This window comes from Photobacterium sp. R1 (assembly GCF_054600795.1).
Map to the genome: position 1 here is coordinate 1 of NZ_BAAHZP010000929.1, position 240 is coordinate 240.

Consider the following 240-nt stretch of genomic DNA (forward strand, 5'->3'; position numbering starts at 1 on the left):
CGTACTGGCAACAGGTGCACCTGTATGCGTCACGGCTTGATCAACAGTCTCTATTATTGCGGGAAACGTTAGGTGAATCCCCGACACATCTGACTTTGCCAACCGACAGGCCCCATCCGCCGGTGCTATCCTTTGCCGGTGCACTGATCCCGGTCGTGTTCTGTGATGTACTGACAGCGGCGCTGCGTCAGTTCAGTGAACAGCACACCCTCTCGTTGTTTATGACGGTGCTGACCTCTT

Annotated in this window: 1 protein-coding gene; it reads left to right on the forward strand. The window is 55.0% G+C overall.

Features of this window, described 5'->3' with window-relative positions; translation table 11 throughout:
* Positions 1-240, forward strand: a 240-nt coding sequence (locus tag ACYP03_RS27795; RefSeq protein WP_459782911.1) for a hypothetical protein, incomplete at both ends; no start/stop codon positions are given.